This window comes from Rhizobacter sp. P3_B12 (assembly GCF_056402895.1).
In genome coordinates this window covers 1-11,461 of record NZ_JBFUGN010000102.1, presented here as the reverse complement: position 1 = coordinate 11,461, position 11,461 = coordinate 1, and the positions used below count along the sequence as shown (strand labels likewise).

Below are 11,461 nucleotides of genomic sequence, written 5' to 3'. Positions count from 1 at the left end.
GCCACAGCTGGTCGGTGCGCACCGCCTGGAACGGCACGCAGTGGGGCGCGACCTGCCACGGCGACGCCTACCCGAACGCGATGCAGCAGGCGCGCCTGGCCACGCCGTCGGCTGCGGCCGACACGCTGCAGTGGCTGGCCGGCACCGACCCGGCGCAGCGCGCACTCGGCGGCCTGGTGGGCGCGAGCGACGGCTTCTGGATGAACTTCATCCAGCCCGCGGCCAACGGCGGGCTGTCGCTGCAACTCGCGAAGCTGCCGAACCGCGGCACGGCACCGGCCCGGCAACTCGGCATCGGCGCAGCCACCGGCCTCGACGCCAGCTACCCGTTCCGCCCCTACCTGGCCGCGCTCGGCACCGACAGGCTGCTGCTGGGCTGGAAGTCGGGGGGCGCGCTGATGCTGGCGGTGGCGAACGCGGCGGATGGACAGCTCATCGAGGGCCCGGTCGCATCCGGCCTCGCCATCGATCAGTTCCAGGACATGGTCACGGCCCCGAATGGCGACGTGCTGTGGGCCTACAGCGCCGGCGGCTCGCAGATCCAGGTCAACCGCGTGGCGGCGTGCAGGCTGCCCACGCGGTGAAATACACGCGACGCGACGATGGTTTGTGCCCGCTTGCCGATCGTCCCGAATGGGAGTACGGTGGTCGCCAATCGCTCCGCAAGCCTGCAGCTCGGCTGCAATCAAGCACAAGGAGGCGGCCATGCGCAGACGCATCTATTGGCTGTTGCCCGACCTGGCCAGCGCCCGGCGGACGATGGATGACTTGTTGCTCGCCCGGATCTCCGAGCCCCACATCCATTTCGTCGCCCGCGAGGGCGAGGTCCTGACCGGCCTGCATCCGGCCAACCTGCTGCAGACCTCCGACATCGTGCGTTCGGCGCAGGCCGGCTTGGTCATCGGCGGCGCCGCCGGTGCCGTGCTGGGCGTGATCGCCGCGCTGTTCTTCCCGCTCTTCGGCGACTCGCCGGAATGGGGCATGGTCGCCGTGCTGGCGATCGTGGGCGCGGGCTTCGGGGCCTGGTCGTCCAGCCTGATCGGCATCTCCACACCCAATCACCGACTCAAGCGCTTCGAGTCCGCCATCGAGCAAGGCAAGATCCTGCTGATGGTCGACGTGCCGCGCTCGCGCGTCGACGACATCGAATCCCGCTTGCAAACCCTGCACCCGGAAGCGCATCTGGAAGGCGTGGAGCCGAACATCCCGGCGTTTCCCTGACCCGGGCTGCCATTCGACGGCGCCTCCCGCATGGAGGTGACGATGGAACATCGATTGCATCTGCATCGCTGGGAGCGGCGTGAACCTGACTGGTCCGCCGCCGCGGTGTCCGGATTTGCCGCCGGCGCGGTCCTGATGGTGCTGGAGCTCCTCTGGGCCGCCGCTGCCGGCAGCATGGGGCCGTGGCGCATCTCGCAACTGGTCGCCGCGATCGCGCTCGGGTCGGACACCGGCCACGCCTCCGAGTCGTTCAGCGTGGGCATCGTGGCCGTGGCGCTCGCCACCCACTACGTGCTCGGCACCGCGTTCGGCATGGTGCTCGGCTTCATCAGCGCCGGCTTCCGCTACGACACCGGGGCGCTCGCACTCGCGGTCGTCGGCCTGCTGTTCGGCGCGCTGCTCTACCTGGCCAGCTTCCACGTGGCCACGCAGGCGTTCCCCTGGCTGGTGGAGTTGCGCGGCTGGAGCACGTTCGCGGCCCACCTGGTGTTCGGTGTCACGGCTTCGCTGCTGTACTGGAAGCTCGCGCGGCGCCGCCAGGCCCCCCGGCCGGGCCCCTGAACGCCGGCCATGGCCATCGCCCTCGCCCTGCTGGTGCTCGTCGTCGCGTCGGTGCTGTTCCACCTCGTCACGCCGTGGTGGACGACCCCGCTCGCGTCCAACTGGAAGCAGATGGACGACACGCTCACCATCACGCTGGCCACCACCGGGCTGTTCTTCGTCGTCATCAACCTCTTCGTCGCCTACACCGTCTGGCGCTTCCGGCACCGCGCCGGCCGGCGCGCCGCGTACGAGCCCGAGAACAAGCGCCTGGAGCGCTGGCTGATCGGCGTCACGACGCTGGGCATCGCCGGCCTGCTGGCGCCGGGACTGGTGGTGTACGCCGACTACGTGCGCCCGCCCGCCGATGCGCGGCTGCTCGAGATCGTCGGCCAGCAGTGGCAGTGGCGCTTCCGCCTGGCGGGCGCGAGCGGCAAGCTGGGCGGCAGCGATGCGCGCTTCGTCAGCGGCAGCAACCCGCTCGGGCTCGACCCGGCCGATGCCGCCGGGCAGGACAACGTCATCGTGCTCGGCAACGAGGTGCACCTGCCCGTCGGCCACCCGGTGAAGGTGCTGATGCGCTCGCACGACGTGCTGCACGACTTCTTCGTGCCGCAGTTCCGCGCGCGCATGAACATCGTGCCGGGCCAGGTGAGCTCGTTCTGGTTCACGCCGACGCAGCCGGGGCGCTACGAATCGATGTGCGCGCAGCTGTGCGGCGTCGGCCACCCCGACATGCGCGGCTACGTCGTGGTCGAGGACGACGCGGCGTTCCAGGCCTGGCTGCAGCAGCAGCCCACCTTCGCGGCGACGCAGGCCGCCGCCGCGCCGGCCGCCGCGGGCACCGGCACGCCGGCCGCGCAGGGCCGCTCGCTGGCCCAGACCAAGGGCTGCGTGGCCTGCCACACGGTCGACGGCAGCGCGGGCGTCGGGCCGACCTGGAAGGGCCTGTTCGGCAAGACCGAGACGATGGTCGACGGCTCCACCGCGCTGGTCGACGAGGCCTACCTGAAGGACTTCATCCGCAACCCGAAGGCGCGGGCCGTGAAGGGCTTCGCCCAGGTCATGCCGCAGATCGAGCTGACCGACGAGGAACTGGCGGCCCTGGTGGCCTACATCCGATCGAACGGCAAACCGTCATGAGCTACGTCGACACCGGTGCGCACCACGCCCCGCAGACCTTCATCACGAAGTACGTGTGGAGCCAGGACCACAAGGTGATCGCGGTCCAGTACGCGAGCACGGCCATCGTGGTCGGGCTGATCGGCCTGCTGCTGTCCAACCTGATGCGGCTGCAGATCGGCTTCCCGGGCCAGTTCGCCTTCATCAACGCCGAGCGCTATTACCAGTTCGTCACCATGCACGGGATGATCATGGTGATCTACCTGCTCACGGCGCTGTTCCTCGGCGGCTTCGGCAACTACCTGATCCCGCTGATGGTCGGTGCGCGCGACATGGTGTTCCCGTACATGAACATGCTGAGCTTCTGGGTCTACCTGCTGTCGGTGCTGGTGCTCGTCGCGAGCTTCTTCGTGCCGGGCGGGCCCACCGGCGCCGGCTGGACGCTGTACCCGCCGCAGGCCATCCTGCCCGGCACGCCGGGCTTCGAGGGCGGCATCGTGCTGATGCTGGTGTCGCTGCTGATCTTCATCGTCGCCACGACGATGGGCGGTCTCAACTACGTCACCACGGTGCTGCAGGCGCGCTGCGAAGGCATGACGCTGCTGCGCATGCCGCTGGCCGTGTGGGGCATCTTCGTCGCCACCATCCTCGCGCTGCTGGCCTTCCCGGCGCTGTTCGTCAGCGGCGTGATGATGCTGCTCGACAAGACCCTGCACACCAGCTTCTTCATGCCGGCCCTGGTCTCGATGGGCCAGGTCACCGACTACAAGGGCGGCAGCCCGCTGCTGTTCCAGCACCTGTTCTGGTTCTTCGGCCACCCCGAGGTCTACATCGTCGCGCTGCCGGCCTTCGGCATCGTCTCCGACCTGATCAGCGTGCATGCGCGCAAGGCGATCTTCGGCTACCGCACCATGGTCTGGGCGATCGTCGTCATCGGGGCCCTGAGCTTCGTGGTGTGGGCGCACCACATGTTCGTCAGCGGCATGAACCCGTGGTTCGGCTTCTTCTTCGCGACCAGCACGCTGATCATCGCCGTGCCCACCGCGATCAAGGTCTACAACTGGGTGCTCACGCTGTGGCGCGGCGACCTGCACCTGACGGTGCCGATGCTGTTCACGCTCGCCTTCATCCTCACCTTCCTGAGCGGCGGGCTGACCGGGCTGTTCCTCGGCAACGTCAGCGTCGACATCCCGCTGTCGGGCACCTACTTCGTGGTCGCCCACTTCCACATGGTGATGGGCGTGGCACCGCTGCTGGTGGTGTTCGGCGGCATCTACCACTGGTTCCCGAAGGTCACCGGCCGCATGCTGGACGACCGCCTCGGCAAGTTCCACTTCTGGGTGACCTTCATCGGCACCTACCTGATCTACTTCCCGATGCACTACCTGGGCGTGCTCGGCATGCCGCGGCGCTACTACCACTACGAGAACTACCAGTTCATCCCGGCCTCGGCGCACGCGCTGAACGCCTTCATCACGGTGGTCGCGCTGACGGTGGGGGCGGCGCAGCTGGTGTACGTCTTCAACCTGGTCTGGAGCGCGTTCCGCGGCCGCCGGGCCGACCCCAACCCCTGGCGCGCCGCCTCGCTGGAATGGGCGACGCCGGACACCCCGCCGGCGCACGGCAACTGGGGGCCGCGGCTGCCGGTGGTGCACCGCTGGGCCTATGCCTACAGCGTGCCGGGCGCGCCGCAGGACTTCATCGCGCAGGATGCGCCGCTCGACGCCGGCGGCCAGGAGCCCGGGCCGCCCGGGCCAGCCAGGGAGGTGTCGACATGAACAGCGCCGTCCTCGGATCCCCGACCATCGACGACTCGCCCGCCGCGCGCGCGCTGGACACCGGCCTGTGGGTGTTCATCGCGGTGGCGAGCACGCTGTTCGCGCTCTTCCTGTCCGCCTACGTGATGCGCATGGACGGCGCCGCCGACTGGTCGACGCTCGCGCTGCCGCGGCAGCTGTGGCTGAGCAGCGCGCTGCTGCTGGCCGGCAGCCTGCTGCTGCAACGCGCCGCCATCGCTGCCCGCAGCGCGCGCTGGCCGGCCGCGCGAAGCCTGCTGCTGGCCGGCGGCGTGTGCGCGATGGCCTTCATCGGCGTGCAGCTGTGGGCCTGGCAATCGCTGCTGGCAGCGCGCGTGGGGCCGGCCGGCAACCCGGCCGCCAGCTTCTTCTACGTGCTGACGGCGCTGCACGGGCTGCACGTGCTCGGCGGCCTGGTCGCCTGGGCCTCGGCGATGCCCGCCGCCGCGTCGCCGCCGCCCGAGCCGGCGCGCGTGGCGCGGCGCATCGCGCTGTGCGCGCGCTACTGGCACTTCCTGCTGGCCGTGTGGGCGGTGCTGTTCGCCGCGCTCGGCGGGCTGACGCCGGACGTGGTCCGGTTCATCTGCGGCAGGGCTTGACGCCATGAGTGCCGTCGTCCACGACCCCGGCGCAGCGCCACCGATCGGCTGGCGCGGGCTGGTCACCGACTGGTCGTCCGACCGCCAGGCGTTCCACGTCGCCTGGGGCAAGGCGATGATGTGGTTCTTCCTGCTCAGCGACACCTTCATCTTCGGCTCCTTCCTGACCGGCTACATGACGGTGCGCACCTCGACCACGGTGCCCTGGCCCAACCCGAGCCAGGTGTTCGCGCTGCACGTCGGCGGCAGCGACGTGCCGCTGCTGCTGATCGCGATCATGACCTTCGTGCTGATCACCAGCAGCGGCACGATGGCGATGGCGGTGAACTGCGCGTACCGGCGCGACCGCGTCAATGCCGCGGCGCTGATGTTCATCACGGCCGGCTTCGGCGAGATGTTCGTCTGCATGCAGGCCTTCGAATGGACCAAGCTGATCCTCGAAGGCGTGCGGCCCTGGGGCAACCCGATGGGGGCGGCGCAGTTCGGCTCGACCTTCTTCATGATCACCGGCTTCCACGGCCTGCACGTCACGGCCGGCGTGATCTACCTGATCGTGGTCGCGGTGCGCCTGCTGCGCGGCCGCTACGACGGCGGCAACTACCAGATCGTCGAGATCGTCGGCCTGTACTGGCACTTCGTCGACCTGGTGTGGGTCTTCATCTTCGCGCTGTTCTACCTGTGGTGAGGTGTGCCATGACGACGGGAACCGGGCAACAGCATCCGATCGGCCTGTACCTGCGGATCTGGGCGCTGCTGTTCGTGCTCAGCACGCTGTCGTACGGCGTCGACTACTTCCACTTCCAGGGGCTGCTGCGCTGGACCCTGATCGTGGTCTTCATGCTGCTGAAGGCGGGGCTGATCGTCGCGGTCTTCATGCACCTGGCCTGGGAGCGGCTGGCGCTGATCTGCGCGATCCTGCTGCCCCCGCTGTGCCTGCTGGTGCTGGTCGGGCTGATGGCTTCCGAGGCCGGCCACACGCACCTGACGCGCCTGCTCTTCTTCCGCTGAGGGCTGCCACATCGACACCATCGCCTCCGTCTCGGCCGCACGCGCGCCCTGGCGCAGCTACCTGGAGCTGACCAAGCCGCGCGTGGTCGCGCTGATGCTGTTCACCGTCCTCGTCGGCATGCTGCTGTCGACGCACGGGGCCTTGCCGTGGCGCGCGCTGGTCTTCGGCTCGCTGGGCATCGGCCTGGTGGCCGGCGCCGCGGCCGCCGTCAACCACCTGGTCGACCGGCGCATCGACGCGGTGATGGCGCGAACGCGCGGCCGGCCGTTGCCGCGCGGGGCCGTGCGCGCCGTGCAGGTGATCCTGTTCGCGGCCGTGCTGGGCGCGGCCGGCATGGGGCTGCTGCTGGCCTTCACCAACCCGCTGTGCGCGCTGCTGACCTTCGCGTCGCTGGTCGGCTATGCAGGGATCTACAGCCTGTTCCTGAAACACCGCACGCCGCAGAACATCGTCATCGGCGGGGCGGCGGGCGCGGCCCCGCCGCTGCTCGGCTGGGTCGCGGTGACCGGCCAGCTCGACCCGGGCGCGCTGCTGCTGTTCCTGATCATCCTGGTGTGGACGCCGCCGCATTTCTGGGCGCTGGCGATCCACCGCCGCGACGACTACGCGCGCGCCGAGGTGCCGATGCTGCCGGTCACCCACGGCGTCGCCTTCACGTCGGCGCGCATCCTGCAGTACACCGTGGCCCTGGTGCTGATCACGGCGCTGCCGTTCGCGATCGGCATGAGCGGCTGGCCGTACCTCGCCGGCGCGATGCTGCTCGGCGGGCGCTTCGTCGCGCTCGCATGGCGCCTGCGCCGCGACCCGCGGCTGGCGATGCCGGTGTTCCGCTATTCGATCGTCTACCTGTTCGGGCTGTTCGCGCTGCTGCTGGCCGATCACGCATTGGCCGATCACGCGCTGGCGTGAGCCGCTCAGGAAGCGTGCCCCGCGATGTAGTGCTCGAGCTGCTCGATGATGAATTTCTGCCCGGCGATGATGTCCTTCACCAGGTCGCCGATCGAGATCAGGCCGATCAGCTGGCCGCCCTCCATCACGGGCAGGTGGCGCAGCCGGTTGTCGGTCATCAGCGCCATGCACTCCTCGCTGGTGTGGCGCGGGTGCACGTACATCACCGGGCTGGCCATGATGTCGCGCAGCGGCGTCTCGCGCGACGCGCGGCCCTTCAGCGCCACCTTGCGGGCGTAATCGCGTTCGCTGACGATGCCGACCACGCGATCGTCCTCGACCACCACCAGCGCGCCGACGTTCGCCTGCGCCATCAGGCGCAGCGCGTCATAGACCGACTCCGCGGGGTCGATGGTGTGGACGGTCGTGTCGACCTTGGACTTGAGGATGTCGGCGACGGTGGTCATGGCAGTTGCTCCGCGCTACGAACCTGTCCGTAGTGTGCGCCCGCGCGAGGCCGGCCGCCAGGGGCCTACCACTGCCCGAAGTACACGCCGGCGCGCTTGTGCGCGTGGGTCCCGCGCTCCACCACCGCATCGCTGACCGTGGTGCGCCGCTTGCGGCGCGCGAGCCAGTCGAACAGCTGCGTGCGCAACTCGATGCGCCGGCCCAGCGTGCCCGTGTCCCGGCCCAGGTCGTGCATCTCGTCGGGGTCCGACTGCAGGTCGTAGAGCTGCTCGGGTTCGTCGAGCCAGTACACGTAGCGCCAGCGCGCCGTGCGCAGCGAAAAGGCGCGCGCGTTCTGCGGGCTCTTGCCCAGGCGCAGCCGCGCCTGCTTGAAGCTGTAGTCGAGCTCCGAGTACACGCTGTCGCGCCAGGCCGGCGTGCCGCCGTGCAGCAGCGGCAGCAGGCTGGCGCCTTCGAGGCGATGCGCCGGGCGCTCGATGCCGAGCGCCTCCAGCACGGTCGGCACGATGTCCACGCTCTCGACGAAGCGCTGGTCGACGCTGCCCCGCGTGGCCTCGGCCGCGGGCGAGGGGTCGACCACGATCAGCGGCACGCGCTGCACCATGTCGTAGAACAGCTCCTTCTCGCCCAGCCAGTGATCGCCGAGGAAGTCGCCATGGTCGGCGGTGAAGACGATCAGGGTGTCGTCCAGCACGCCGAGCCGGTCCATGTGCTCGAACAGCCGGCCGAGGTGATCGTCGAGCTGGTGGATCAGGCCCTGGTAGGCCGGCCGCACGGTGCGCACGCACTCGTCCATCGAGAAGCTGCGGCTCTCCTCGCTCTCGCGGTAGGCGGCCAGCACCGGATGCGCGTCGCGCAGCTCCGCCTGGGTGCGCAGCACCGGCAGGCATTGGTCGGGCGTGTAGAGCGCGTGGTACGGGGCCGGGGCCATGTAGGGCCAGTGCGGCTTCACGTAGCTCAGGTGCAGCACCCACGGCTCGTCCCCGACGCGCGACATGAAGCGCATGGCCTGGTCGGTCATGTACGCCGTCTCCGAATGCTCCTCGCGCACGCGCGCGGGCAGGTGCACGTTGCGCATGTGCCAGCCGCTGACGACCTGGCCGTTCGCGTCGACGGCCGAGATCACGTGGTCGCTCCACGGGTCGGCGCCGGCATAGCCGTGGGCGCGCAGGAAGCCCGGGTAGCCGCTTTCGGCGCCGGGCGTGTGGTGGCCGTCGTAGCGGTCGATCTCCTCGAAGCCGCCGCGTTCGAGCAGGGCCGCGAGCTCGCTGCCGCCGTCGAGCTGCAGGCGCGCCAGGCCCTCGCGGTCCGGGATGACGTGCGACTTGCCGGCCAGCACCAGGCGCCGGTCGGCGCCGCGCAGGTAGTCGCCGAGCGTCAGTTCGCCGATCGACAGCGGCACGCGATTCCAGGTGGCGCCGTGGCTCGACGGGTAGCGGCCGGTGTAGTAGCTCATCCGCGACGGCCCGCAGACGCCGGAATTGACGTGGGCCTGGTCGAAGCGCACGCCGCGGCGCGCCAGCGCATCGATGTGGGGGGTGCGCAGCCAGGGGTGGCCGTAGCAGCCCAGGTGATCCCGCCGGAGCTGGTCGGCCATGATGAACAGGACGTTGCGCGGCATGCTGGATTCGCTCTCGGCTCAGGGGGCGAAGCCCGAGCGGCGCACCACCGGCTCCCATTGCTCGCGGAAGGCCTTGACCATCTTCGCGGTGTCCGCCGGCGTGCTGACCACCGGGGCCAGGAACAGCGCGTTGAAGGCCTGCTGGACGGCCGGCTCCTGCATCACGTCGTGGATGGCCTGGCCGAGCAGCTGCACCTTGGCCGGCGGCATCGAGCTGGGCGCGAAGAAGGCGTTCCAGCCGGCGGCGTCGACCTTCATGCCGGCCTCGCGGAAGGTCGGGATGTCTTTCGCGAAGCTCGCACGCTGCGTGCCCGACACGGCCAGGATGCGGACCTTGCCGGCGACGTGCTGCGGGTACAGCGAATCCAGCGTGTCGATGGCGATCGGCACCTTGCCGGCGACGACGTCGGCCAGCAGCGGCGCCGAGCCCTTGTAGCCGACGATCTGCGGCTTGATGCTGAGGGCGTCGCCCGCCATCAGGCCGAAGAAGTGCGGCAGGCTGCCGGTGGCCGGCACGCCGAACCGCGTGTCCTGCGGATGGGCCCACAGCCAGCTGACGAGGAACATCAGCCGGTCCAGCGGCACCGCGGGGCCGACGGCGATCGCGAAGTCGTAGCTGGTCACCTGCGACACCGGCACGAAATCCTTGTCGGGGTCGTAGCCCGCGCCCTTGTTGAAGACGATGGGGGCCACCACCATCACCGCGGGGTTGGCCAGCAGCAGCAGGTTCTGGTGGGCCGGCGTGTGGCTCAGCTGCTGCGCGGCGAGCCGCCCGCCGTCACCGGGGCGGTTGTCGACCGTCACCGCCACCCCGAGCTTCTTGCCGAGGTGCTCGGCCACCACGCGGGCCGCGCGGTCCGTGCTGCCGCCGGCCGCATAGCCGACGACCAGCGTGACCGGCTCGTTCAGCGCCTGGGCCGCGGCGGGTGGTGTCGCGACCGAGGTCGCGAGCACCAGGCAGCAGGCGGCCAGCGGTCGCCAGAAGGTTGGCAGGTTCAAGGCTTGTCTCCCGTTTTTCTTGATCAGGGCACGAAGCCCGCCCGCTTGACCACCGGCTCCCACTGGGCGCGGAAGGTCTTCAGCATCTGCGCCGTCTCGGCCGGCGTGCTGAGCACCGGCGTCAGGTTCATGGTCTCGAAGGCGCTGCGCACCGACGCGTCCTGCATCGCGGCGCGGATCGCCTGGCCGAGCAGCTGGACCTTGGCCGGCGGCATGGACGCCGGTGCGAAGAAGGCATTCCAGCCGGTGGCGGCGACGTTGAAGCCGGCCTCGCGGAAGGTCGGGATGTCTTTCGCGAAGCTCGCGCGCTGCGTGCCCGACATCGCCAGGATGCGCACCTTGCCGGCCGCATGCTGGGCATAGAGCGCGTCCAGCGTGTCGATCGCCACCGGCAGCTGGCCGCCCAGCAGGTCGTTGGCCAGCGGCGCCGATCCGCGATAGCTGACGATCTGCGGCGCCACCTTCACCGCATCGCCCAGCATCAGGCCGAAGAAGTGGGGCAGGCTGCCGGCCGCGGGCACGCCGAAGTTGGCCTTCTCGGGGTTGGCCTGGAGCCAGGCCACCAGGTGCGGCCACTCGCGCACCGGCACCTCGCGGCCCACGGCCACCGCGAACTGGTAGTCGGCCACGCGCGAGACCGGCACGAAATCCTTGTCCGGGTCGTAGCCGACATCCTTGAAGACGAGCGGCGCCACGACCATCACGGCCGGGTTGCCGAGCATCAGCACGTTCTGGTTCGGCCCCGCGCGGCGCACCTGCTGCGCCGCGATGCGCCCACCGGCGCCGGCCACGTTCTCGATCACCACCGTCACGCCGAGCGCTGTGTGCAGCTTGTCGCCGATGACGCGCGCGACACGGTCCGAGCCGCCTCCCGGTGCATAGCCGACGACCAGCGTCAGCGTGCCGTCCAGCGCGGCCGCCTGGACGCCCCAGGAGGCCAGTGCGACACTGAATCCGGCGACGAGGCGCCATGAGAACAAGGAACGCATTCAACCCTCCGTGACCTGGTGTGAATCTAGGTGACGGCCCGATGGTTGATCTAATCCATCATCTGCACGCATCGATGCTGCGTGCGAATCACGACACAGTCCGATGAGCTCTCTCGTCACCGCCCGCTCCCTGCTCGCGCCCCAGGGCCTCGAGGACCTGCTGATGTACCGGCTGGCCCGCGTCGTGCGCGCCAGCGGCAGCATGGTCA

The 11,461-nt window shown here is 69.9% G+C and carries 12 protein-coding genes and 1 pseudogene; 9 read left to right on the top strand and 4 right to left on the bottom strand.

What is annotated here, in order from left to right:
• The 9 genes and pseudogenes from AC1D01_RS08470 to cyoE form a co-directional block, all read left to right on the top strand.
• A pseudogene (locus tag AC1D01_RS08470) lies at positions 1-584 on the top strand (hypothetical protein); the annotation flags it as partial.
• 121 nt (positions 585-705) lie between these two features.
• Positions 706-1,221 (top strand): DUF1269 domain-containing protein, encoded by a 516-nt coding sequence (locus AC1D01_RS08465; protein ID WP_477865608.1) that lies wholly within the window; start codon positions 706-708, stop codon positions 1,219-1,221.
• A 42-nt stretch (positions 1,222-1,263) separates the two neighbouring features.
• Positions 1,264-1,782: a hypothetical protein gene (locus AC1D01_RS08460; protein WP_477865607.1), complete on the top strand. Its 519-nt coding sequence runs from the start codon at positions 1,264-1,266 to the stop codon at positions 1,780-1,782.
• 9 nt (positions 1,783-1,791) lie between these two features.
• A complete protein-coding gene (locus AC1D01_RS08455; protein WP_477865606.1) occupies positions 1,792-2,904 on the top strand; it encodes a cytochrome c oxidase subunit II in 1,113 nt (370 codons plus the stop codon).
• Positions 2,901-4,661, top strand: a complete 1,761-nt coding sequence (locus AC1D01_RS08450; RefSeq protein WP_477865605.1) for a cytochrome c oxidase subunit I — start codon at positions 2,901-2,903, stop codon at positions 4,659-4,661. The genes AC1D01_RS08455 and AC1D01_RS08450 overlap by 4 nt, the downstream gene beginning before the upstream one ends.
• Entirely contained in the window at positions 4,658-5,278 is a 621-nt protein-coding gene (locus AC1D01_RS08445; protein WP_477865604.1) for a cytochrome c oxidase subunit 3 family protein, read from the top strand. The genes AC1D01_RS08450 and AC1D01_RS08445 overlap by 4 nt, the downstream gene beginning before the upstream one ends.
• Positions 5,279-5,282: 4 nt before the next feature.
• Complete coding sequence (locus tag AC1D01_RS08440; RefSeq protein WP_477865603.1) at positions 5,283-5,963, top strand: heme-copper oxidase subunit III family protein; 681 nt, start codon at positions 5,283-5,285, stop codon at positions 5,961-5,963.
• Positions 5,964-5,971: 8 nt separating this feature from the next.
• Positions 5,972-6,286, top strand: coding sequence for a cytochrome C oxidase subunit IV family protein (locus AC1D01_RS08435; RefSeq protein ID WP_477865602.1), 315 nt, complete (start codon positions 5,972-5,974; stop codon positions 6,284-6,286).
• Positions 6,287-6,305: 19 nt separating this feature from the next.
• Positions 6,306-7,196, top strand: a complete 891-nt coding sequence (cyoE, locus tag AC1D01_RS08430; protein WP_477865609.1) for a heme o synthase — start codon at positions 6,306-6,308, stop codon at positions 7,194-7,196.
• 5 nt (positions 7,197-7,201) lie between these two features.
• On the opposite strand, the gene AC1D01_RS08425 is transcribed toward cyoE, so the two are convergent.
• The 4 genes from AC1D01_RS08425 to AC1D01_RS08410 all read right to left on the bottom strand — a co-directional run bounded on the left by AC1D01_RS08425 (position 7,202) and on the right by AC1D01_RS08410 (position 11,252).
• Positions 7,202-7,642, bottom strand: a complete 441-nt coding sequence (locus tag AC1D01_RS08425) for a CBS domain-containing protein (protein WP_477865601.1) — start codon at positions 7,640-7,642, stop codon at positions 7,202-7,204.
• Between the two features lie 65 nt (positions 7,643-7,707).
• On the bottom strand, positions 7,708-9,264 hold the full coding sequence (locus AC1D01_RS08420; protein ID WP_477865600.1) for a sulfatase-like hydrolase/transferase: 1,557 nt from the start codon (positions 9,262-9,264) through the stop codon (positions 7,708-7,710).
• Positions 9,265-9,282: 18 nt separating this feature from the next.
• Positions 9,283-10,263 carry a tripartite tricarboxylate transporter substrate-binding protein gene (locus tag AC1D01_RS08415; RefSeq protein WP_477865599.1) on the bottom strand — a complete coding sequence of 327 codons (981 nt, stop codon included), beginning with the start codon at positions 10,261-10,263 and terminating at the stop codon, positions 9,283-9,285.
• A 23-nt stretch (positions 10,264-10,286) separates the two neighbouring features.
• Positions 10,287-11,252 carry a tripartite tricarboxylate transporter substrate-binding protein gene (locus AC1D01_RS08410; RefSeq protein ID WP_477865598.1) on the bottom strand — a complete coding sequence of 322 codons (966 nt, stop codon included), beginning with the start codon at positions 11,250-11,252 and terminating at the stop codon, positions 10,287-10,289.
• Positions 11,253-11,461 lie beyond the last annotated feature (209 nt).

Bases quoted from the DNA above. Each gene is read 5' to 3' on its own strand.
- AC1D01_RS08455 (WP_477865606.1), top strand. From the start codon at position 1,792: ATGGCCATCGCCCTCGCCCTGCTGGTGCTCGTCGTCGCGTCGGTGCTG.
- AC1D01_RS08435 (WP_477865602.1), top strand. From the start codon at position 5,972: ATGACGACGGGAACCGGGCAACAGCATCCGATCGGCCTGTACCTGCGG.
- AC1D01_RS08420 (WP_477865600.1), bottom strand. From the start codon at position 9,264: ATGCCGCGCAACGTCCTGTTCATCATGGCCGACCAGCTCCGGCGGGAT.
- AC1D01_RS08440 (WP_477865603.1), top strand. From the start codon at position 5,283: ATGAGTGCCGTCGTCCACGACCCCGGCGCAGCGCCACCGATCGGCTGG.
- AC1D01_RS08410 (WP_477865598.1), bottom strand. From the start codon at position 11,252: ATGCGTTCCTTGTTCTCATGGCGCCTCGTCGCCGGATTCAGTGTCGCA.
- AC1D01_RS08450 (WP_477865605.1), top strand. From the start codon at position 2,901: ATGAGCTACGTCGACACCGGTGCGCACCACGCCCCGCAGACCTTCATC.
- AC1D01_RS08460 (WP_477865607.1), top strand. From the start codon at position 1,264: ATGGAACATCGATTGCATCTGCATCGCTGGGAGCGGCGTGAACCTGAC.
- AC1D01_RS08425 (WP_477865601.1), bottom strand. From the start codon at position 7,642: ATGACCACCGTCGCCGACATCCTCAAGTCCAAGGTCGACACGACCGTC.
- AC1D01_RS08445 (WP_477865604.1), top strand. From the start codon at position 4,658: ATGAACAGCGCCGTCCTCGGATCCCCGACCATCGACGACTCGCCCGCC.
- AC1D01_RS08465 (WP_477865608.1), top strand. From the start codon at position 706: ATGCGCAGACGCATCTATTGGCTGTTGCCCGACCTGGCCAGCGCCCGG.